Below are 18983 nucleotides of genomic sequence, written 5' to 3'. Positions count from 1 at the left end.
CGTCCTCGTACGCGTTCCGGCGGACGTGTTCCGGGCGGGCGGCGTGCTCACAGCATCAGCTCCGATCGGCGGCGGGGGTTGAGCCGTTCCCGCCAGGCACCGGCCAGGCCCGCGACGGCGAGCGTGGGGACGATGATGAACAGGCCCGGGAAGAGGGTGGGCCACCAGTCGCCGGCGAGCAGCGAGCTGCGGGCGCTGTTGACCATGTTGCCGAGGCTGGCCTCGTGGGCGGGCAGGCCCAGGCCCAGGAAGGACAGCGCGGACTCGTGCCAGATGGCGTGCGGCACCATCAGCACGGCCGCCAGCCCGGCCTGCGGCAGCACGCCGGGCAGCAGGTGGCGGACGGCCACCCGCCACCGGGAGGCGCCGCCGGAGATCGCCGCGTCCACGTACGGGCGGGCGCGCAGGGACAGCACCTCGGCGCGGACGATCCGCGCGGTGGACAGCCAGTGGGTCAGCGCCACCGAGACGACCACCGGCCAGACGCCCGGCCGGAACATGGCCACGATGAAGATGCCCAGCAGCAGGTGCGGCACCGACGAGAACAGGTCCACCACCCGCATCACGGCGCGGTCGGCCCAGCCGCCCAGCGCCCCGGCGAGCGCGCCCACGGCGGTGCCGAGCACGGTGGCGGCCACCGCCGCGACCACGCCGACCAGCAGCGAGACGCGCAGCCCGTAGACGCAGCGCAGCAGCAGGTCCCGGCCGACCTCGTCGGTGCCGAAGAGGTGCTCGGCGGACGGCGGCCGGAGCTTGAGCGCCAGGTCGACGGCCTGCCGGTCCAGCGGAACCAGCATCGGCACGAGCAGCACGGCCAGCACGACCGCCGCCACCACGACGGCGGAGACGCGTACCCGCAGGGCGCGGCCGCCGTCGCGGCGCCGGTCGGCGCGCGCCGGGTGCCAGGCGGGGGCGGGGGCGTCCGGGGCCTTCCGGCCGTGGGAAGCGCCCGGAGCGTCTGCGGCCTTCCGGCCGTCGGAAACGTCCGAGGCGTCTGCGGCCTTCCGCTCGCGGGAAACGTCCGAAACATCCAGAGCGTCCCGGGCGTCCTGGGAGCGGGGTGCCCGGTCGGTGATGTCAGCCATCAAAGGCCACCCTCGGGTCGGCGAGTCCGTACAGCAGGTCGGAGAGGAGGTTGCCGGCCAGCACGGCGGCGGTGGCGAGCACCGTCAGCGCGGCCAGCAGCGGGAAGTCCACGCTGGTGGCGGCCTGGACGGTGGCCGCGGCGATGCCGGGCCAGCTGAAGACGGTCTCGACCAGCAGCGCGCCGGTGATCAGTTCCGGCACCCGCGAGCCGACGAGCGTGAGGACCGGCAGCAGGCCGGAGCGCAGCGCGTGGTGCAGCAGCACGGTCCGCTCGCGCAGGCCGCGGGCCCGGGCGCCGCGCACGGGGTCCTCCTCCAGGGCGTCCCCCACCCCTTGGCGCACGTACAGCACGAACCAGGGGAGCTGGGAGATGGCGAGCACCAGCGCGGGCAGCACGACGTGCCGCGCGACCTGGCCCGCCGTGGCGATCTCGCTGCCGGTGTCGGTGAGCCCGCCGGCCGGCAGCACCCCGAGCTTGAGCGCGAACAGCCACACGGCCAGCAGCCCGAGCCAGAACGGCGGCGCGGCCTCCAGGGTGTAGGCGGCGGAGGTGACGACGCGGTCGAGCCAGGAGCCGCGCCGCCGGGCCGCGAGGACGCCCAGCACCGTGCCGAGCAGCACGGCGACGACGAAGGCGAGCGTGCACAGCAGCACGGACCAGCCGACGCGTTCGCCGATGACCTGCGAGACCGGGGCGCGCAGCGACGCGGAGTCGCCGAGGTCGCCGGTGAGCGCGCCGGTCAGCCAGTGCCACCAGCGGGACAGCAGCGGCTGGTCGACGCCGAGGTTGTGCCGGATCTGGTCCAGGTTCTCCTGGGAGGCGGTCAGGCCCGCGGTGCCCGCGTAGGCCTTGACCGGGTCGAACGGCGAGGCGTCTGCGATGGCGAACACGCCGAGGGTGACGGCGAGCAGGACCGGCACGGCTAGCAGCGCCCGCCGTGCCGTCATCCGCGCCATCGGACCCCAGGGCAGGGAGGTCAGCGCACTCACTTCGCCGGCTGCCAGTCCTCTACGTTCCACCAGGGGCCGGAGGCGAGGCCGTGGTCGTGCGGCTCGACCTGGGTGGTGAGGTCCTTCCACTGGTCCTTGACCACGTACAGGTGGTCGATGTGGGTGAGGAAGACGTACGCCGGGTCCTTGACCAGTTCGCGCTGGACGGTGTTGTAGGCGTCCCGGCGCTTGGTCACGTCGTCGGTGCGACGGGCGTCGACCAGCGCCTTGTCGACGGTGTCGTTCTTGTAGCGCGACATGTTGTTGAACCCGTCGCCGGCGAGCGAGGAGTGCAGCAGCAGGTACTGGTCGAAGTCGGGGTCGGCCGGGCTGCCGCCGCCGGCGAGCACGGCGTCGTTCTTCATGTTCGGCTCGATGGCCTCCCAGGTGCCGGACTCGACCTTGGCCTCGATGCCGGCCTTCTTGGCGTCGGAGGCGAAGGCGAGCGCGTGCTCCTGGCGGAGCTTGTCGCCGGAGAGGTACCAGAGCGTGAAGGAGGCGCGCTGCCCGTCCTTGACGCGGACGCCGTCCGAGCCGGGCTTCCAGCCGGCGTCGTCCAGGATCTTCTTGGCCTTGTCCAGGTCGTGGGGGCGCTCGGTGCCCTTGGCGAACCAGGGGCTGTCGGTGGGCACCGGGCCGTAGGCGGGCTTGCCCGCACCGTCGAGGATGCCCTTGACCATGGCCTCGCGGTCCACGGCCAGGTCCAGCGCCTGGCGCACCGCGCGGTCGCCGGTGACCTTGTTGGCGGTGGGCAGGGTGACGTTGCGGTAGTCGAAGGTCTTGGCGGCCAGCGTCTTCTTGTCCTGGTCGGACTTGAAGGTGGCGGCGAGGTTGGGCGGCAGGATGGCGCCGTCGAGGTCGCCGGAGCGCAGCCGGGTGGCGCGCACGTCGTCGTCCTTGATGATCGCCATGGTGAAGTTCTTCACCTTGGGCGCGCCGCCCCAGTAGTGCGGGTTGGCCTTGAAGACGAGCTTCTCGCCCTTGGACCACTTGGTCAGGACGTACGGGCCGGTGCCGATCGGGTGCGTGGTGAACGGACCGCTGTTGACGTCCTGCTTCTCCGCGACGTGCTTCGGGGCGATGGGCAGGACGGTGCGCTCGGCGAACGGCGCGTAGGGGTACTTCAGGTGGAAGACGACGGTCCGCGCGTCCTTCTTCTCCACCTTGTCCAGGGCGTCCAGCTCGGCCTTGGAGGCGTTGTTGGTCTTCTCGTCGAGGATGGTCTCGTACGTGAAGACGACGTCGTCCGCGGTGAACGGCTTGCCGTCGGAGAAGGTCACGCCGTCGCGCAGGGTGTACGTGTAGGTCTTGCCGTCGGCGGAGACCTCGGGGAGCTTCGCCGCGAGCGCGGGGCGCAGCTTCATGCCGGCGTCGTGCGTGAGCAGCCCGTCGAAGATCTTCGAGTTGCCGTCCTTGCCGTAGCCCAGCAGCGGGCTGAGCGTCTCCGGCTCGTAGGCGATGCCGACGACGGCGGAGTCCTTGCCGCCCGCGGCGGTGCCGCCCTTGCCGTCGGAGGGCGTGGAGCAGCTCGCCACGGCCATCGCCATCGTCCCCGCCAGCGCCGCGGCGGCCACTCCCCGTATCGACCGGGCCGTCATGCCCACACCTCAATTGAAGATCGACTGTTGTTGCGAACAGATGGCAATTAAACAGCATGTCAACCCACACCCCCAGGAGACCCCGACCGGGCCGGGGCACGGCGGGTGGGGGCCTGGCGCGGAGGCGGCCGGTGCGGCCCGGCAGACGGCCGGTGCACCACGGGCGGAGCCCTGGCGGGGAGGCGGCCGGTGCACGGCGGGCGGGGCCCTGGCAGGGAGGCGACCGGTGCGGCCCGGCAGACGGCCGGTGCACCACGGGCGGAGCCTTGGCGGGGAGGCGGCCGGTGCGGCCCGGCTGACGGCCGGTGCACCACGGGCGGAGCCTTGGCGGGGAGGCGGCCGATACTCGGCAGGAGGGGCCCGGCCGGGCAGGCGGCCTGCGGACCACAGGCGGAGCCCCGCCGGAACGGGCGACCGGTCCACCACGCGCGGCGCCCCGCCCGGGTCGGCGCACCATGGAGGCATGGCCGCCGACGCGCTCTCCCACCTGCCCGCCGCCCTCCGGCACACCCCGTACGCGGGCGCCCGCCACCCGGGAACCGTCGTGGGCGCCGACGGCCCCTGGGACGCGGTGGCGTCCGCGGCCACCGGCGCGAACTGCCAGCTCTACGCCTACGCCGTCCTGGCCCACTTCGGGCACCGCCTGCCGCCCCTGCGCTCCGCCGAACTCTGGGCCGACACCACGGCCACCGCCCCCGTCCACCCCGCCCTCCCCCCGGACCTCGTCCCCCTCGACCTCGTCCTCTTCGACGGCGGCCCGGTGCCGGGGCGGCCGGACGGCTACGGCGCCCACGTCGGCGTCCACCTGGGACCGGACCGGGTCCTGCACCTGTGCCGGGAGGTGGGCCGCCCCGCCGTGTGGTCGTACGCGGACTTCTCGGCCCGCGCCCGCTACGCCCGCTTCCTGGGGGCGAAGCGGGCGCACCGAGCACGGCTCCCCGACCGGAACGGGCTCACCCCGCCCGGTTCACCACGATTCGGGTAGCGTCGTCAATATGAAGATCGCATTCCGCCGCGGGCTCCTGGGACCGGTGCTCGCCCTGTCGGTCGTCCTCTGGGCGCTGCTGGCCACGCTCGCCCCCGGCGCGCACGCGGCCGGCGGGCTCGACGAGGCCGCCGACGCGCTCCGCAAGGGCCCGGTCTACGTCGACCCGCGCGCCGCGAACCAGCTCTCGGCCGCCGACGCCGACAAGCTGGCCCAGAAGATCAAGGACGCCGGAAAGCCGGTCTTCGTCGCCGTGCTCCCCCGGAACGCGGACTACCCGCCGACGAACCTCCTTAAGGACCTGCGCTCCAAGGTCGGCGTCAGCGGCGTCTACGTCGTCCAGCTCGGCGACGGCTTCAACGCCGGCGCCGACCACCGCGTGATGTCCGTCAACGCCGTGCGCAACCTCGTCGGCGCCGTCAAGCGATCCGACTACCCGACCACCGACCAGCGGCTGACCAGCTTCGTGGACTCCGCCGTCCAGCAGGCGCGCGGGCACGCCCCCGACGCCTGGGGCGGCTCCTCGGACGGCGGACCGGGCGCCGGCGCCGCCATCGCCCTGGGCGCGGTCGTCGTGGCGGGCGGCGCGGGCGCCTACGCCGTCGTCCGCCGCAACCGGCGCAAGCGGGCCGAGGAGGAGCGGGCGGCGCTGGAGTCGCTGCGGGTCGTGGTGGACGAGGACATCACCGCGTTCGGCGAGGAACTGGACCGGCTCGACTTCCGCCCCGGCGAGCCCGGCGCCGACGACGCCATGCGCGCCGACTACAGCCACGCCCTGGACGCGTACGAGAGCGCCAAGTCGGCGATGGCCTCGGCCCAGCGCCCCGCCGACGTCCAGGCCGTCACCAAGGCCCTGGAAGACGGCCGGTTCTCCCTGGCCACGCTGGCCGCCCGGCGCGAGGGCCGGCCGCTGCCGGAACGCCGGCTGCCCTGCTTCTTCGACCCCCGGCACGGCCCCTCGGTCGCCGACGCCCAGTGGGCCCCGCCCGGCGGCGCGGCGCGCACCGTCCCGGTCTGCGCCGCGGACCTCACGCGCCTGGAGTCGGGCCAGGAACCGATGACCCGCACGGTCGACACCCTCGACGGCCGCCGCCCCTACTGGGACGCGGGCCCCGCCTACGGCCCCTGGGCGGGCGGCTACTTCGGCGGCGGCATGCTCCCCGGCCTCCTGATGGGCACCGTCCTCGGCACCATGATGACGAGCCCCGCCGCCTACGCCTCCGACTTCGGCGACGGCCTGGGCCCCGGCCCCGACGGCGGCGACATCACCGGCTCCGACTTCGACCCGGGCGACTTCGGGGGCGGATTCGGCGATGGTGGCGGATTCGGTGGGGATGGTGGGGGGTTCGGCAGCGGGGATTGGTGAGGGGGACTGCGTGGAGGTGAGGCGGGTTCGCGGTGGGCGTCCCGCCTCACAGGTTGTCGGGCAGGAGACGGAGGGCGGGGCGCCGGGTCGGCGGGCGCCCCGCCAACGCTCAGCCTGGTACTGACAGGAACAGGCTCCCCGGCCCGTCGTCCCGCACACTGAATGGCATGGACACACCCGCCGAGTTGGGACACTTCCTGCGCACCCGCCGCGCCCGGCTGCAACCGGAGGACGTCGGGCTGGTCTCCTATGGGACCCGTCGTCGCGTGCCCGGGCTGCGCCGGGAGGAGCTGGCGCAGTTGGCCGGTGTCAGCGTGGCGTACTACACGCGGCTGGAGCAGGGGCAGAGCCGCAACGCGTCGGACGGCGTGCTGGACGCGCTGGCCCGGGCGTTGCGGCTGAGTGAGGACGAGCGGGCGCACCTGCGCGCCCTCGCCCGTCCGGCGCCGGCCAAACGGCGGCCCGCCGCGCGCGCCGAGCACGCCCGGCCCGGCACCCGGCAGCTCGTGGCCGCGTTGGAGGGCGTGCCGGCGCTGGCGCTGGACCGCCGCTTCGACGTGCTGGCGTGGAACCGGTTGGGGCACGCCTTGTTCGCCGGGCACCTGGACTTCGCGAGCCCGGACCGTCCGGAGGAGCGCCCCAACACGCAGCGGCTGCTGTTCCTGGACCCGCACACCCGCGAGCTGTATCCGCGGCGGGAGGAGGAGACCCGGCGCGCCGTGTCCTCGCTGCGGCTGGCGGCCGGGCAGTACCCCGACGACCCGCGGCTGGCGGAGCTGATCGGGGAGCTGTCGATGAAGAGCGAGGAGTTCAGCGGGTTGTGGGCGCGGCACGCGGTGCGCGCCTGCGCGTACGGCGTCAAGGTGTTCCACCATCCGCTGGTGGGCCGCATGGAGCTGGACTTCGAGGTGGCGCGCACACCGGACGGTTCGGGGCACGGGCTGCTGATGCTCAGCGCGCGGCCGGGTTCGCCGTCCGAGGCGGCGCTACGGCTGCTGACGGCCGACCACACCGGCCCTTTGGATCGTGCGCCAGAACGCGGGGTCTTCGAACCCGAGCGCCCATAGGCCCGTGGCGCGGACGCGGTACTTCCTCAGTACCGGGATGTGGGCCGCGACCCCGCGGGCGTCCTGGTACCAGACCTCGTGGGTGGTCGTGCCCTCCCGGTAGGTGAAGTGCGGGGTGCGGGAGGCGGGGTCCAGGCCGTAGGGGGCCTTCACGCGTTTGCGCAGGGCCTCCGCCTGATGCCAGGTGAGGTGTTTCGCGGCGGACTTGGCGCCCTTCGTCCAGTCCCATCCGTAGCCGGGGAACGCCATCTCGATCTTGCGGACGGGGACGGTGGCGACGGCGTGCCGCAGCACCTTGCCGTACCAGGAGGGCGAGGAGAGCGGGCCGGGGGCGCCGCCCGACCAGTGCAGGTCGTAGCCCATCAGCCGCAGCCGGTCGGCGGCCCTGCCGAGCCGGGCGTAGTCGTGCACGCCGGTGTCGTCGGCGCGCGCCGTGGCGGTGATCACGCACTGCTTGCCCCGCGTGCGGAGCCTGGCGCACAGGTCGGCGACCAGCGCGGCGTAGCCGTCGCGCACCCGCCGGCGCTGGGTCGCGTCGCCGCCGTTGGCCATCGTCTCGTAGTCCAGGTCGAGGCCGTCGTACCCGCCGCCGGTCGCCAGGCGGACGAGCGCGGCCACGTGGGCGCGGCGCCGGGCGGGGTCCTGGAGGAGGGCGGCCATCGCGGGGGCGTTCAGGGTCTCGGTGACGGTGGGCACGACCTTGATGCCGACGGCGCGCAGCCCGTCGACGATCCGCCGGGCTCCCGCGCCCTTCTGGCGCTTGATCGCGGTGTCGGACGTCGTCTCGTACCAGAAGGGGCTGACGGTGTGCAGCTGCGCGGCGTGCCGGCGCGCGTCCTGGTAGGCGGCCTCGGTGTCGCCCCAGTACGGGAGCCAGGCCGATACGGCGCGGCGGGGTCTGGTGGCGGGAGCTTGCGGCGCCTGGGGGCCGCCGGTGGCCCCCTGCCCCGCGAGGGCGTCGTGCCGGAATCCCGGCGCCTCGTCGGGGGACGGAGTCCCCGACGCGCCCGCGGCGGATGTCGGGAGGCCGGTGAGCGCCGCCGCGGCCAGCACGAGCGCGAGGGCGCGGCGGGCGCGGAGCGGTGGTGGGAGATCCATGGCCCAAGCCTCACCCGAACCTGCGGGGCGCGGCGCGCCGGTTGCGCCGAATGGAGGTGTCCATGGCTGTCCGGCTCCCGCTGTCCCGGGACCCGCGCGCCGATCGCCCGGCTCGTCGATGCCGTCGAGCGCGCACCACGCCCCGGCCCCCAAGCCGCCCTACCGGACGGCCTCCAGCCTCCACCACTGCCCCGGAGTGTCGCGGTCCTCCCACTGCTGCACGTTCGCGCCGTGTTCCGGGCTGTCGTCGGCGACCTCCAGGAGCAGGCCGCTCGCGTAGTTGATCAGGGTGAAGGTGCCGGGCGCGTCGACGTGCTGTTCCAGGAGCCATTCCTGGGCGCCGTAGTTGTTGGCCTTCCACTGCTGGACGTTGGCGCCGTTCTCGGTGGAGGCGCCGGTGACGTCCAGGCGCTTGCCGCTGCCCACGTTGGTGACGTGCCGCAGCGCGCTGCCCGGGTGGACCTCGGTCACCCGCCACGCCTGGGCCGGGGAACCGTCCTCCTTGCCCTGCCGGACGTTGGCGCCGCTGCCCTTGCGCCCGCCCTCGACCTCCAGCAGCAGGCCGCTGCCCACGTTGCGCAGGAGGTAGGTGCCCTCCGTCACCGCCGCCAGACCGTCCGCCCCGCTCACGTCTCCGCCCTTCTTCCGCCCTGGCCCGTCGCGTTCCCATCAGGTCCACGACCGGGCGGGAAGTCGCTCAAGTGTACGAACACCTGGTGGGTGCTCCGTCCCCCTCCCCCGTCGACCGGCCCGGCGACCAGGCGTACTTGAGGACGCGACCGTCAGGGGATTAGGTGGAGTCCGGCAACCACTCCGCCACACCCGGAAAGAGGTCGGAGCCCATGCCCGGACCGGAAGCCATCACGGGCGCGAAACTGGAGGCCCACCTGCGCGGCATCTGCTTCAAGACAGGGCCGCCCCGGCGCATCGGAGTAGAGGTCGAATGGCTTCTGCACGACGCGCGTGAACCCCGATGTCCTCTCGAACCGGCTCGTCTGCACGACGCGGCCACCGCACTGCGGGACCTGCCCCTGCGGTCGGCCCTCACCTTCGAACCCGGCGGCCAGCTGGAGCTCAGCTCGCGGCCCGCCACCTCCCTCACCGACTGCGTGGAGTCCGTCCGCGCCGACCTCGCCCTCGTCCGCCCCGCCCTCCGGGCCCGGGGACTGGGCATGGCGGGTCACGGTCACAACCCCTGGCACCCCCCGCACCGCGTGCTGGCCAGTCCGCGCTACGACGCCATGGAGACGTACTTCGACCGCTGGGGCACGGCCGGGCGGGCGATGATGGGCAACACCGCCTCCGTCCAGGTCTGCGTGGACGCCGGGTACGAGGAGCCGGGGCCGCTCGGCCACGGACGCCGCTGGCGGCTGGCGCACCTGCTGGGCGCGGTGCTCGTCGCGGCCTTCGCCAACTCGCCGGTCAGCGAGGGGTGCCCGACGGGCCACCGCTCCACCCGCCAGCTCGTGTGGTCCCAGCTCGACCCGGCCCGCACGCTCGCCCCGCCGGAGGAGGCGGACCCGCGCGCCGCCTGGGCCGCGTACGTCCTGGACGCGCCCGTGATGTGCGTCCGGTCCGAGCGGGGCCCCTGGGACGCGCCGGCGGGGCTCACCTTCCGCGAGTGGGCGCGCACGGGCGTGCCCCGGCCCCCGACCCTGGAGGACCTCGACTACCACGTCACGACGCTCTTCCCACCGGTACGGCCGCGCGGCCATCTGGAACTGCGGATGATCGACGCGCAGCCGGGCGACGGCGGCTGGATCGTGCCGCTGGCCGTCACGGCGGCGCTGTTCGACGACCCGGAGGCCGCCGAGCGCGCCTACCGGATCGTCAAGCCGCTTGCCGAGACGGCCGGTGCCCGGCCCGCGCCCCGCAATCCCTTGTGGCGGCACGCCGCGCGCCGGGCGCTGGGCGACCCGGAGCTGCACGCCGCGGCGCTCGCCTGCTTCGAGACGGCCTTGGAGGCGCTGCCCCGGAGGGGCGCCTCCGCTGAGGTCACCGCCGCCGTGGCCGCGTACACCGAACGGTACGTGGCCCGCGGGCGATGTCCGGCCGACGACCTCCTCGACGCGGCGGACGACCCGCCCGGCGCCTCCAGCGGCAGCGCGGCCCCGCCCGCGCACGACCCCCGGACCACCTTTGGGAAGGACACCCCGTGGCATTCCTGACGGACGACCCCGAAACCCTCCGCGCCCGCGCGGCCGACGCGCTGCTCGCCGCCCGCGCCCGGACCGAACTGCTCACCTCCTGCGTCGAGGAGGACGACCTCACCGCCCAGCACTCGCCCCTGATGTCCCCGCTCGTGTGGGACCTGGCGCACATCGGCAACCAGGAGGAACTGTGGCTGTGGCGCGCCGTCGGCGGACATGACCCGCTCCGCCCGGAGATCGACTCCGTTTACGACGCCTTCCAGCATCCGCGCGCCGAGCGCCCGTCCCTGCCGCTGCTGGCGCCCACCGAGGCACGCGGTTACGTGGCCGACGTCCGGGGGCGGGTGCTGGACATCCTGGAACGCGCCGAGTTGCGCGGCGGGCCGCTGCTGGACTCCGGCTTCGCGTTCGGCATGATCGCGCAGCACGAGCAGCAGCACGACGAGACCATGCTGATCACCCATCAACTGCGCCGCGGGCCCGCCGTGCTCACCGCCCCCGACCCACCGGTGACCTCGGACGGGGTGCTGCCCCACGAGGTGCTGATACCGGCGGGCGCCTTCACGATGGGCACCTCCGCCGAACCGTGGGCCCTGGACAACGAACGGCCCGCGCACCGCCGCCTGGTCCCGGCGTTCCTCATCGACACCACCCCCGTCTCCAACGGGGCGTACCTGAACTTCATCGAGGACGGCGGGTACCACGACCCGCGCTGGTGGGCCGCCGAGGGCTGGGACCAGATCCGCCGGCACGGGCTCCAAGCCCCGCTGTTCTGGCGGCGGGAGGGCGGCCGGTGGCTGCGCCGCCGGTTCGGCGTCATCGAGCCGGTCCCGCTCGACGAACCGGTTCTGCACGTGAGTTGGTACGAGGCCGACGCGTACGCCCGCTGGGCCGGGCGCCGGCTGCCCAGCGAGGCCGAGTGGGAGAAGGCCGCCCGGCACGACCCGATCGCCGGCCGGTCGCTGCGCTATCCGTGGGGCGATCAGGACCCGACCCCGGACCGCGCCAACCTCGGCCAGCGGCACCTGCGCCCGGCCCCCGTCGGCAGCTACCCGGAGGGCGAGTCGCGCTACGGCGTGCGGCAGATGCTGGGGGACGTGTGGGAGTGGACATCCAGCGACTTCCTCCCCTACCCGGGCTTCAGGGCCTTCCCCTACCGGGAGTACTCGGAGGTGTTCTTCGGCGGCCCCTACAAGGTGCTGCGCGGCGGCTCGTTCGCCGTCGACCCGGTCGCCTGCCGGGGCACCTTCCGCAACTGGGACCTGCCGGTGCGCCGCCAGATCTTCTCCGGCTTCCGCACCGCCCGCGACGCCGAACCGGAGGCCTCGTGAGCGCCCCTGTCAGGCACCGCCCCACCGGGCGGTGCCCCTGATGTGCCGCCACCTCGCCTACGTCGGGGCGGACGTGCCCATCGGCGAGCTGATCGTCCGGCCGCCGCACGGGCTGTACCGGCAGTCCTGGGCACCCCGCCACCAGGCGCACGGCACCGTCAACGCCGACGGCTTCGGCATCGGCTGGTACGCGCCGGGCGACCCGGTGCCCGCCCGCTACCGCCGGGCCGGGCCCATCTGGGCCGACGGCTCGCTGCTCGACCTGGCCCGGGTGGTGCGCACCGGCGCGCTGCTCGCGGCCGTGCGCGACGCCACCGAGTCCGGCGCGGACGCCGAGGCGGCCACCGCGCCGTTCGCGGCCGGGCCCTGGCTGTTCAGCCACAACGGCGCGGTGCGCGGCTGGCCCCGGTCCCTGGCCCCGCTGGCGGCCGGGCTGCCGCCCGAGACGCTGCTGGGCCTCCAGGCCCGCTGCGACTCCGCGTTCGTGTGGGCGCTGGTGCACGGCCTGCTGGCGGACGGGCTGGACCCGTCCCAGGCGCTGGCCGAGACCGTCCGCCCGGTGGCCGCCGCGGCCCCCGGCTCACGGCTGAACCTGCTGCTCACCGACGGGACCACGATCACCGCCACCACCTGGGGCGACACCCTCTTCTACCGCCACGAGCCGGGGCGCGGCACCACCGTCGCCTCCGAGCCGTACGACGACGCGCCGCACTGGGTCGAGGTCCCCGACCGCACGCTGCTGGCCGCCACCCCCACCGACGTCCTCCTCACCCCGCTCAAGGAGCCCACCGCGTGAGCCTGACCGTCACCCGCGTCCTGCCCGCCGACGCCACCGCCGCCGCCCTGCGCGCGGACGTCACCGAGGGGCTGACGCGCACACCCAAGCACCTGCCGCCCAAGTGGTTCTACGACGCCCGCGGCAGCGCCCTGTTCGACCGGATCACCACGCTGCCGGAGTACTACCCCACCCGGGCCGAACGCGAGATCCTGCGCGCCCGCGCCGCCGAGATCGCCGCGGCGACCGGCGCCCGCACCCTCGTCGAGCTGGGTTCGGGGTCCTCCGACAAGACCCGCCACCTCATCCGCGCGCTGCCGACGCTGGAGACCTACCTCCCCGTCGACGTCAGCGAGACCGCCCTGACCGCCGCCGGCCGCGCCCTGCTGGCCGACCACCCCGGCCTGACCGTGCACGCCCTGGTGGCCGACTTCCAGCGGGGCCTCACCCTGCCGGCTGCCCCGGGGCCGCGGCTGCTGGCCTTCCTGGGCAGCACCATCGGCAACCTCCTGCCCGGGGAGCGGGCCGCGTTCCTGAAGTCCGTCCACGCCATGCTGTCCCCCGGCGACGCCCTGCTGCTCGGCACCGACCTCGTCAAGGACGAGAGGACGCTGCTCGCCGCGTACGACGACGCCGAGGGCGTGACCGCCGCCTTCGACAAGAACGTCCTGTCGGTCCTCAACCGCGAACTCGGCGCCGACTTCGACCCGTCGGCCTTCACCCACGTCGCCCTCTGGGACGCGGAGCGGGAGTGGATCGAGATGCGGCTGCGGGCCCGCAAGGAGCTGAGCGTCAAGATCCCCGCGCTCGACCTCGTGATCGGCTTCGAGGAGGGTGAGGAGATCCGGACGGAGGTCTCCGCCAAGTTCCGCGAGGAGGGCGTCCGCGCCGAACTCGCCGCCGCCGGGCTCACCTTGCACCGGTGGTGGACGGACACGGCGGGGCGGTTCGCGCTGTCGCTGTCGGTGCGGGAGGAGTAGGGGCGAGGGGGCGGGAGCAGGGGGCGCGGGTCGGCCTGGTGCCGTCCGCGCCCCCCTCCGGTCGCGCCACGGGGGCGTCCGCTTCCCCGTCCGGTCGCGGTCCGGCCCGGTGTCCCAACGGGCATCCGCCCCCGGTCCGGGTCAACGCCCCCTTCCGCCCGCCCGGACCGGCAGGTGCTTGAGCCCGTTCTGGAAGTTGGACACCAACCGGACCGGCTCACCCGCGAGTTCCAGGCCGGGCAGCAGGTCCAGGACGTGCCGCAGGACGGCGCGCATCTGGAGGCGGGCGAGCCGCGCGCCCAGGCAGAAGTGCGGGCCGTAGCCGAAACTCAGGTGGTCGTTGGGGGTGCGGGCGATGTCGAACCGGTCGGGGTCGGGGAAGACCGTCTCGTCCCGGTTGGCGGACGCGTGGTAGACGACGACCTTCTCGCCGCGCGCGATGCGCTGCCCGCCGAGTGTGGTGTCGGCGGTCGCGGTCCGCCGGAAGTTCATCACGGGCGGCCAGTACCGCAGCATCTCCTCGACGGCCGGGGCGATCAACTCGCGTTGCCTCTGGAGGCGCGCGAACGCGTCCGGGTGGCGGAGCAGGGTGAGGAGCCCGCCCGGGATGCCGTTGCGCAGCGTCTCGTTCCCGGCCACCGCGAAGAGGAAGAACATGTTCTCGAACTCCGCCCGGGACAGCCCGCCCTCCCGCATCCGCGCCATGATGCTGCCCGGCTCCGGCCGCTCGGCCAGCGCGTGGGCGTACGCGAACATGTCGGCCAGCGCTTCCCGGGAACGCGGGTTGACCGGCCGGCCGTCCGGACGGACCCCCAGGGCTGGGCGGTGCTCCAGGGCGAACCGGCCCAGCGGACTCAACAGCGCGGGGTCCGCGGTGCTCGCCGCGGCGTGGTCGGCGTCCTGGTAGCCGATGATCCGGTCCGCCCAGTCCTGGAGCAGCCGCCGGTCCTCTTCGGGGACGCCCATGACGCGGGCCAGCGTCCACACCGGGAGGTCCGCGGCGACCGCCACGAAGTCCGCCTCGCCCCGCTCGGCCACCTCTCCGACCAGCTCGCGCGCCCGCGCGTCGATGGCCGCCGCCAACTCCCCCAAGACGCGCGGCGTGAAGGCCGCGGCGACGACGCGGCGCGTCCGGCTGTGCTCGGGCGGGTCCTGGTTGAGCATCATCGAGCGGACGAACCGCAGGTCCCGCTCGGTGTCCGGGTCGCGTATCTGGGTCGCCCCCAGGTGCGAGGAGTACAGGTCGGGCGACCGCAGGACGTGCCGGACGTCCGCGTACCGCAGCACCGCCCAGTAACCGGGCCCGGCCGGCCAGCCGTCGACGGCCGGCTCGTCGATCCGGCACACGGGACGCGTCGCGCGCAGCTCGCGGAACAGCGCGTACGGCACGTCGGTGGCGTAGGTCCGCGGGGTGAACACCTCAACTACCGTCACACACGCGACCGTACGGGATGTCGCCCTTCGGGGGAATCGGCTGGCTGCGGAGGCTGGCCGCCGCCGGTCTCGCGCAGGATTTCGACGTGCATGTGCTTAACGGATCATCACGCGCCGGCCGCCACTCCCGGATGGCCGCCGCCGCGGCCGCCCTCGCGGTCCTGGCCCTGAGCGGCCCGGCGTACGCCGGGGACGACGGCGGCGGTGGCATCCCTCCCGAAGGGGCATGGGCCGGGGAGGGCAGGGGCGACGCCCTCGGCGCCCGGCCCGTACGGCCGTCCCCGCCGCCCACGAGCGGCGACGGACATGGCGGCAGCGGCGCCGACGACGGGCAGGGCAACTGCGCCTGGGCCGGGGCGCCGCCGCCCGACGAGGAGTCCTCCTGCTCCTCCCCGAGCCCGACTCCCCCACCTCCGTCGCCGCCTCCCTCTCCGTCGCCGCCTCCCTCTCCGTCTCCCCCGGCTCCGCCGAAGCCGCCTCCGCCTCCTCCCCCGTCCCCTACGCCCTCCCCGCCCGCGCCGCCGCCGTCCCCCACCGCACCCCCAGCCCGGCCCGCGCCTCCGCCGCCTCCGAAACCGCCCCGGCCGCCACGGCCCGCGCCTCCGGTGGCGCCCCGGCCGCCGTCGCCCGTTCCCGCCCGCCCGGTGCCGCCCACTCCACCGGCGCCACCCACCACTGCCCCGCCGTCGCCCTCGCCCCGTCCCCGGCCGCCGTACCACCGGCCGGCGAGCGCGGAGCCGGCGCACGGCGAGCAGTCGATGGTCACCAGCCTGCTGCTGATCACCGCTCCGGCCGTGCTGGCCGCGGTGGCCCTGCGGCCCCGTTCACGTTCCTCGTCCGGTTCCTCCGGACGCCGCTCCTCGTAAGGAGGTCCCCATGTCCGAATGGCTGGTGCTGAGCATCGCCATGGCCGCGGCGTGCGCCGTCGTCCTGATCATCATCGTCCTGCGGCAGCGCCGCATCGGTGAGGACGAGGACACGACGGAGACGCCCGACGTCATCGAGTACATGACGATGATGGTGGGCGTCGTGTACGCCATCGTCCTCGGGCTCGCCATCGCCGGCGTCTGGGAGGCCCGGGGCGCCGCCGAGGACACCGTCCGCAAGGAGGCCCAGGCGCTGCACGAGGTGAGCGAACGCGTCCGGGTATACCCGGCGCCGGTGCGCGACCACATCCGCGCCGACATCGACCGCTACGTCGCGCACGTCGTCCACCGCGAATGGCCGGTCATGGCCTCCCGGCAGCAGGTGACCCGGCAGGGCACGGTGCTGCTGGGCAAGGTGCGGGCGGACGTCACCGACCACCGGCCCGGCAACGACTTCGAGAGCGAGTCCTACCAGCCCCTGCTGGACCAGGTGGCGGCGGCGGACGACGCGCGCAACGCGCGCGCGGACAGTACGGGGGCGACCCTGCCGTCGGTGGTGTGGTTCGGCCTGATCATCGGGGCCGTGATCACGATGGGGATGCTGTTCGCCCTGCAGATCCGCCGGTCGGCGCGCGAGCTGGTGGTGGCAGGGGTGTTCAGCGCCCTGATCGCCTTCCTGCTCTTCCTCGTCTGGGACTTCGACGCCCCGTTCAGCCGCGGCATCGCGGCGACCACGGAACCGTTCACGGAGCTCTTCCCTCACCTGTGAGCGCGCCTTCCCGGCGCCGGGACCGCCGGACGGCATCGCGGCCCGCGAGGAAAGGGAATGCCCCGGCCGGCGGGGGGACCGGCCGGGGCGGCACAGGGGTGGCGGACGGGACGCCTCGCGTCATCCGCTCACTCGTTAAGTTTAACCATAAACCAGCGCACAACGGCGCACGCCCCCGCAGCACGGCGTACGTGCACAAACAACGGCGCTTTCTCCAGCGCCTCACGCCCCCACGGCACGCCATCGCAGGCCCCACATAGGGGCTTTTTTCTCTAAATCTCACATAATGGGAGAAAGGTACCGCGCCGTGTCCCGCACCTCCGCGTCACCGTCTCCAGTGACCCGGCGTGCCGGGTCGGCGAGAAGGCGGAGAGGCGGAACGCGATGTTTGCTGCGTGGACGACCTGCGGGGTGATCGCCGGGGCCGGCGGGGTGGCCACCGACGAGGTCGGTCTGATCAACGGCGATGTCACCGTGCACACCACTTGGACCGAGGGGCAGGCGCACCTCGCGGTGCAGTACACCGGGGCGCAGGACTGGTTCACGCTGCGCGGCAGCCCCGTCCCGGCGGCCTCCGAGGCGGAGAGCCGCGCGCTGCACCAGGCGACCGTGGACGCCGTGCGGGCGGGCGGCGGCGCCACCGCCCCGGCGGGATGCGTGACACCTGAGATGCGGTGATCCTGGAGAGGCGGGGGCGCCCCACACCGAAGGAGGACGACGATGTCGGTGATGGACAAGCTCAAGCAGATGCTCAAGGGCCACGAGGACCAGGCCGGCAAGGGCATCGACAAGGCGGGAGACGCCTTCGACGAGCGCACTCAGGGCAAGTACAGCGGTCAGGTCGACACCGCGCAGGACAAGCTCCGGGGCCAGTTCGGCGCCGGTGCCGGCGGAGACAGCGACCGCGACCGTTCGCAGGGTTGACGCCCACCCCGGCCGGCCACGTCGCGCGGGCGCGCTCGCTCGTCCGTGCGGCGGCCCGCCCCGTTCGGCGGAGTTGGCCGCGATCACTGCTCCGACCGGGTGAAACAGCCGTACGAAGGGCCGTGGCCGGCGGCTAGGGTGCCGGCCATGACCTCACCCCGGACCATCGGCGGCAGCGCCCAGCGGGGCCCCCTGGGCACCTTCCTGATGATCGCCTGGAGCGGCGAGCACTACTTGGACGGACGGGATGTCGCCTTCCTCCTGACGTACTCGCTGGGCGACGGGTGCGACGGCCCGGAGGCGGGCACGGCAGCGATGAAACGGCTGCTCGAACGGGCCAGGCTGCCGATCGGCGACGACGTCACGGACGGCTCGGAGGTGCCCGGCCTCCCGGTGACGCTGCTGGCGCAGGCCGACCGGGCGGTGCTGACGCTGCCGGGCACGACGTTGCAGTCCAAGGTGACGGCGGAGTGGCTGGCGGCGGTGCGGGCGCGCGGCCGGGCGTACGCCGTCTTCACGACCCGGCCGTGGCCGCAGGCGGTGCCGCGCCGGCCCGTCTCCGAAGAGGCGCTCAAGGCGTTCGCGACCGACGAGGAGATGCTGCGGACCAGCGCGCACTGCTGGCTGCCCCTGACGCGGCTGCGCGGCGCCGCCGCTTGCTGAACGGGCCGTCTCGGGCCGTCCGCGTTCGTTCGCGCCCCGTCCGCCTTCGCACGTTCCCGCCTCGCGGGTTCCCGTCCCGTCCGGACGACCGCGCCCCTTCCCGTCCCCCGCGCCCGCCCGATCACCGTCCCGCCCCCCGGTGTACGGTCTGGTGGTGACCGGCGCGGGCGCGCCGACGTGCGAGGACGTCCGGGAGACGGGCGGAGAGGCGAGGGTGGCGAGACGATGACCGGTCCGCGCGGAGCCGGTGCCGATGCCGGGAACCCCACCTTCACGGAGCGGGCCCGCCGGGAGCAGCTCGTGCAGTGCACCATCGACCTGATCTCCACCCGTGGCTACCCCGCCACCTCGCTGGCGGCCATCGCCGAGCGGGCCGGGATCTCCAAGGCCGCCGTGCTGTACCACTTCTCGTCCAAGGACAATCTGACCCGGGCGACGCTGGAACACGTGCTGGAGCGGTTCACCGCGCACGTCACCGAGCGGGTCGCGGCGGCGCCCGACCCGCTCGCCGCCGTCATCGCCTACGTCCGCGCGATGATCGGCTACCAGCAGGCCAACCGCCGCCACGTACGGGTCATCACCGAAATGCTGCTGGACGACGCCGGCGGCACGCGTCTGAAGACGCCGGGCTCCCACGACACCCACGACCGCTGGCAGGAGCTGGCCCGGCTGTTGGCGGCGGGCCAGGAGACCGGTCAGCTGCGGGACTTCGACACTCAGGCGGTGGCGCTGGCGATCGGCGGCGCCATCGACGGCGTGATCTCCCACTGGCTCGCGCACCCGGAACTGGACCTGGACGCGGCGGCCGACGAGCTGGAGACGTTCACGAGGTACGCGATCGAGCACCGGGGCGGTTGACAGGCGGGGCGGGGGCGCTGGTTCGTTCGGGACGCTTTCCGGC

18 protein-coding genes are annotated in these 18983 nt (G+C 74.2%); 12 read left to right on the top strand and 6 right to left on the bottom strand.

What is annotated here, in order from left to right:
• Positions 1-47 precede the first annotated feature (47 nt).
• From ABZX96_RS18805 to ABZX96_RS18795, 3 genes are read right to left on the bottom strand one after another with little or no spacing between them, the layout of a single operon-like run.
• Positions 48-1085, bottom strand: coding sequence for an ABC transporter permease (locus ABZX96_RS18805; protein ID WP_355545688.1), 1038 nt, complete (start codon positions 1083-1085; stop codon positions 48-50).
• Positions 1078-2034, bottom strand: coding sequence for an ABC transporter permease (locus ABZX96_RS18800; RefSeq protein WP_355545686.1), 957 nt, complete (start codon positions 2032-2034; stop codon positions 1078-1080). Before ABZX96_RS18800 ends, ABZX96_RS18805 begins: the two co-directional genes overlap by 8 nt.
• A gap of 38 nt (positions 2035-2072) precedes the next feature.
• A complete protein-coding gene (locus ABZX96_RS18795) occupies positions 2073-3674 on the bottom strand; it encodes an ABC transporter substrate-binding protein (protein WP_355545684.1) in 1602 nt (533 codons plus the stop codon).
• Positions 3675-4137: 463 nt separating this feature from the next.
• Here ABZX96_RS18795 and ABZX96_RS18790 point away from each other — a divergent pair, with 463 nt between their 5' ends.
• The 3 genes from ABZX96_RS18790 (at position 4138) to ABZX96_RS18780 (ending at position 7092) form a co-directional block, all read left to right on the top strand.
• Positions 4138-4659 carry a cell wall hydrolase gene (locus ABZX96_RS18790; protein WP_355545682.1) on the top strand — a complete coding sequence of 174 codons (522 nt, stop codon included), beginning with the start codon at positions 4138-4140 and terminating at the stop codon, positions 4657-4659.
• A 10-nt stretch (positions 4660-4669) separates the two neighbouring features.
• The gene (locus ABZX96_RS18785) at positions 4670-6025 is read left to right on the top strand and encodes a hypothetical protein (protein ID WP_355545680.1); all 1356 of its coding nucleotides are present in this window, start codon (positions 4670-4672) and stop codon (positions 6023-6025) included.
• A gap of 167 nt (positions 6026-6192) precedes the next feature.
• Positions 6193-7092 (top strand): helix-turn-helix transcriptional regulator, encoded by a 900-nt coding sequence (locus ABZX96_RS18780; RefSeq protein WP_355545678.1) that lies wholly within the window; start codon positions 6193-6195, stop codon positions 7090-7092.
• On the opposite strand, the gene ABZX96_RS18775 is transcribed toward ABZX96_RS18780, so the two are convergent.
• On the bottom strand, positions 7012-8190 hold the full coding sequence (locus ABZX96_RS18775; RefSeq protein ID WP_355545676.1) for a glycosyl hydrolase family 18 protein: 1179 nt from the start codon (positions 8188-8190) through the stop codon (positions 7012-7014). The genes ABZX96_RS18780 and ABZX96_RS18775 overlap by 81 nt on opposite strands.
• A gap of 159 nt (positions 8191-8349) precedes the next feature.
• A complete protein-coding gene (locus ABZX96_RS18770; protein ID WP_355545674.1) occupies positions 8350-8820 on the bottom strand; it encodes an RICIN domain-containing protein in 471 nt (156 codons plus the stop codon).
• A 212-nt stretch (positions 8821-9032) separates the two neighbouring features.
• Between ABZX96_RS18770 and egtA the strand changes: the two genes are divergently transcribed.
• From egtA to egtD, 4 genes are read left to right on the top strand one after another with little or no spacing between them, the layout of a single operon-like run.
• Complete coding sequence (egtA, locus tag ABZX96_RS18765; protein ID WP_355545672.1) at positions 9033-10358, top strand: ergothioneine biosynthesis glutamate--cysteine ligase EgtA; 1326 nt, start codon at positions 9033-9035, stop codon at positions 10356-10358.
• Positions 10355-11671 (top strand): ergothioneine biosynthesis protein EgtB, encoded by a 1317-nt coding sequence (gene egtB, locus ABZX96_RS18760; protein ID WP_355545754.1) that lies wholly within the window; start codon positions 10355-10357, stop codon positions 11669-11671. The genes egtA and egtB overlap by 4 nt, the downstream gene beginning before the upstream one ends.
• A gap of 40 nt (positions 11672-11711) precedes the next feature.
• Complete coding sequence (egtC, locus tag ABZX96_RS18755; protein WP_355545670.1) at positions 11712-12467, top strand: ergothioneine biosynthesis protein EgtC; 756 nt, start codon at positions 11712-11714, stop codon at positions 12465-12467.
• Positions 12464-13426, top strand: a complete 963-nt coding sequence (gene egtD, locus ABZX96_RS18750) for an L-histidine N(alpha)-methyltransferase (RefSeq protein WP_355545668.1) — start codon at positions 12464-12466, stop codon at positions 13424-13426. Before egtC ends, egtD begins: the two co-directional genes overlap by 4 nt.
• A 141-nt stretch (positions 13427-13567) precedes the next feature.
• Here egtD and ABZX96_RS18745 read toward each other — a convergent pair whose 3' ends face one another.
• Positions 13568-14860, bottom strand: coding sequence for a cytochrome P450 (locus tag ABZX96_RS18745; RefSeq protein WP_355545666.1), 1293 nt, complete (start codon positions 14858-14860; stop codon positions 13568-13570).
• An 876-nt stretch (positions 14861-15736) separates the two neighbouring features.
• Between ABZX96_RS18745 and ABZX96_RS18740 the strand changes: the two genes are divergently transcribed.
• The 5 genes from ABZX96_RS18740 (at position 15737) to ABZX96_RS18720 (ending at position 18940) form a co-directional block, all read left to right on the top strand.
• Positions 15737-16495, top strand: coding sequence for a hypothetical protein (locus ABZX96_RS18740; protein WP_355545664.1), 759 nt, complete (start codon positions 15737-15739; stop codon positions 16493-16495).
• Between the two features lie 384 nt (positions 16496-16879).
• The gene (locus tag ABZX96_RS18735; protein ID WP_355545662.1) at positions 16880-17173 is read left to right on the top strand and encodes a hypothetical protein; all 294 of its coding nucleotides are present in this window, start codon (positions 16880-16882) and stop codon (positions 17171-17173) included.
• A 42-nt stretch (positions 17174-17215) separates the two neighbouring features.
• A complete protein-coding gene (locus ABZX96_RS18730) occupies positions 17216-17419 on the top strand; it encodes an antitoxin (RefSeq protein ID WP_355545660.1) in 204 nt (67 codons plus the stop codon).
• A gap of 147 nt (positions 17420-17566) precedes the next feature.
• Complete coding sequence (locus tag ABZX96_RS18725) at positions 17567-18082, top strand: DUF5949 family protein (RefSeq protein ID WP_355545658.1); 516 nt, start codon at positions 17567-17569, stop codon at positions 18080-18082.
• 225 nt (positions 18083-18307) lie between these two features.
• Positions 18308-18940 (top strand): TetR/AcrR family transcriptional regulator, encoded by a 633-nt coding sequence (locus ABZX96_RS18720; protein WP_355545656.1) that lies wholly within the window; start codon positions 18308-18310, stop codon positions 18938-18940.
• The last annotated feature ends 43 nt before the right edge of the window (positions 18941-18983 follow it).

Source organism: Streptomyces sp. NPDC003077, from assembly GCF_040611095.1.
In the GTDB taxonomy this organism is placed as follows: Bacteria; Actinomycetota; Actinomycetes; order Streptomycetales; family Streptomycetaceae; genus Streptomyces.
Note: the sequence above shows the minus strand (reverse complement) of the source record. Positions and strands in the feature narration are given on the sequence as shown.